The sequence below is a fragment of the Hydrotalea flava genome, from assembly GCF_001623405.1.
Taxonomy (GTDB): domain Bacteria; phylum Bacteroidota; class Bacteroidia; order Chitinophagales; family Chitinophagaceae; genus Hydrotalea; species Hydrotalea flava.
Genome location: NZ_LUHG01000107.1, coordinates 1 through 2,407, shown reverse-complemented (window position 1 = coordinate 2,407; position 2,407 = coordinate 1). Strand labels below are relative to the sequence as shown.

Annotated in this window: 3 protein-coding genes; all 3 read right to left on the bottom strand. The window is 43.5% G+C overall.

Going from position 1 to position 2,407, the window contains the following annotated elements; translation table 11 throughout:
• On the bottom strand, positions 1 to 386 hold a 386-nt coding region (locus A0F92_RS14580; protein ID WP_167517124.1), incomplete at its 3' end, for a hypothetical protein.
• A gap of 235 nt (positions 387 to 621) precedes the next feature.
• Positions 622 to 1,980 (bottom strand): Y-family DNA polymerase, encoded by a 1,359-nt coding sequence (locus tag A0F92_RS14575; RefSeq protein WP_167517123.1) that lies wholly within the window; start codon positions 1,978 to 1,980, stop codon positions 622 to 624.
• A gap of 130 nt (positions 1,981 to 2,110) precedes the next feature.
• Positions 2,111 to 2,407 (bottom strand): hypothetical protein (locus tag A0F92_RS14570; protein ID WP_167517122.1); only part of this gene is annotated, 297 nt, incomplete at its 5' end.

Sequence of the window (2,407 nt, the reverse complement as noted above, 5' to 3'; positions counted from 1 at the left end):
TTAACGCCATACGTAGATAACTGCCTGCCTGATACAGATTGATTCGTACTATATATTACTTTATCCCATCTCGGTATCCCATTTTTCTTTACAAATGCCGGTAAAAATTTATAAATACTATCCTGCCGGCTAATATCGGCGGCTAATTTTTTTATGGCAACATCCGTTGTAGTACTGGTATTAAAAAAATGTTGTTGTAATTGCGCATAATGGAGGCTTTTAATATTGGGCAAACTGTCGTATTTACGGCAACCAAACAATAAACTAATCATGATAAAAAAACTAAAAATAGAAAAATGGTTACAACATTTACAAGCTATAGTAATAACTTGTTTCACTACATGCGTGTTTCGCAGTGCTGTGAGCGGGGTAATCAATGCTTTCATAGTAAATTGGTTTTAGTTATATCAAAAATAACATATTTTTAATAAAAGAAAAATTGTTTTTAAACTTTTTTTAAACCTCATCTACCCAATACCCACCCTTTACCCAAGCAACTCCCTATCAACAGCGTTGCGCAACGCTGTTGAGTCGAACATGTATCGAATATGTATCGAAGCAGTATTGAATGTACATTTAAGTAAAGGAATGGGTATTTAATTGGTTGCGGCGGGCTTAGCCTTAGTGCACCTCAGGCAATTCTTTCCAACGGGCGGTATAGCGGGGGCTGCGCAGTTCCTGCCGCATTTTCCAGTTGCGGCCGGTGGAACCGGCCGCAAAACGCAATACATCATTCCGCATGCTAAAATTGATGTTATCCAATATTTCCATTAGGTGCCCATTGGCATCATTGGCTTTGGGCACAAATAAATTGCCCTGCGGCGCATTGGCGGGAATAATACCACTGAGTAACACACCTGCTTTTTTATAAATTCGGCCCGTTTGGTATAATTGTTCGGCTATTTGCAAAGCAGGTTTTATTAACTCATGGGTATTGGCTGTTGCATTGGACAATATTACAGAGGCACTTACCGAAGGGCCATGCCTAAAATGCTCACCGGGCAACTGATCGGCTTTATACACCATCAATACGGTAATAACCGATGCCACACTTTTTTGTCGCCGCAACTTTTCAGCAGCGCGGGATATATAAATAGCCACCGCCTCTTTTATTTGCTGCAAGCTGGTAACTGACTTTCCAAACATACGAGTAGTAGCAATCATTTTTTTAGTAACCAGTTCATCGCCTAAACCAATAGCTGGTTCGCCATTCAGTTCTTTCATTAATCGCACCCCCACTACCCCGCCGAGATGTTTTCGGGCCCAGCTTTCAGGCATACGGCTTAGCTGCAGGGCATCGTAAATACCCCAACTGTTTAATTTTTCAGCATAACGATGCCCCACCCCCCATAATTCGCCTACCGGTGTTTGTGCTAATGCCTGCTGTATAGCTTGTGGCGTATCTAATACATACACGCATTGGGTAGCTTGTTTGTTTTTCTTGGCAATATCGTTGGCCATTTTACTCAGTACTTTAGTGGGTGCAATGCCTACCGATACTGAAATACCCGTCCATCGCTCTACCGTTTGCCGTATATGCCGGGCCAAATGGTCATAACCTGCTGTGCCTAACTGAGAAACATCTAAAAAAGCCTCATCTACCGAATATACTTCGGTATGTTGTGGGCCTACCAAGTGCCGCAGGGTATCCATTACCCGTTGGCTCATATCGCCATATAAATTATAGTTCGAGGAAAAAGTAGCTACCCCATGTTTTTCTATCAATGGTTTGGCTTTAAAATAAGGGCCGGCCATTTCTATACCCAGGCGCTTGGCTTCGTCGGTACGGCTAATAATGCAGCCATCATTGTTACTGAGTACCACTACCGGCCGGTTCCATAAATCGGGCCTGAACAATCGTTCGCAACTACAATAAAAACTATTACAATCAACAATAGCATACATGGTAGTAGCGGCTGCAGCGTTATGGGGTATGGGTTGGGTGGCACATGCCGGTAATTCAGCTAACGGAGTAAACATGCTGTAATGATTAATGGAATGATGATACGATACGAAATGCCCTGCTGCCCAATGTTTGGAACGATGAAGTGATTGCGACGCAATCCCGCCAATGGCGGTACCACAAATTGCTACAGCCGGTGTAACAGCATTATACTAAATGAAACTTACACAATTGCCGGCTATAAGGAAATGCGGGCTGCTCTTTCATTAACACCCATTGTGTTGCCGTAAAAGCAGCATAAAAAAGTTGCCGGGAATAATGTGCCATAGCTTTATGGTATACCTGCGGCGGTAAACCTACAGCAATGGACAAACGGGGGTGTATAGCCATTTGCACAGCAGGAAATCCGTTACCGGCAATATAATCTGCCACCGGCTGCAGTGCCTGTATCCATTGCCGAAATACCGCATGCTCTTGCAGGCGCACATACACGCTGTGTTCAGG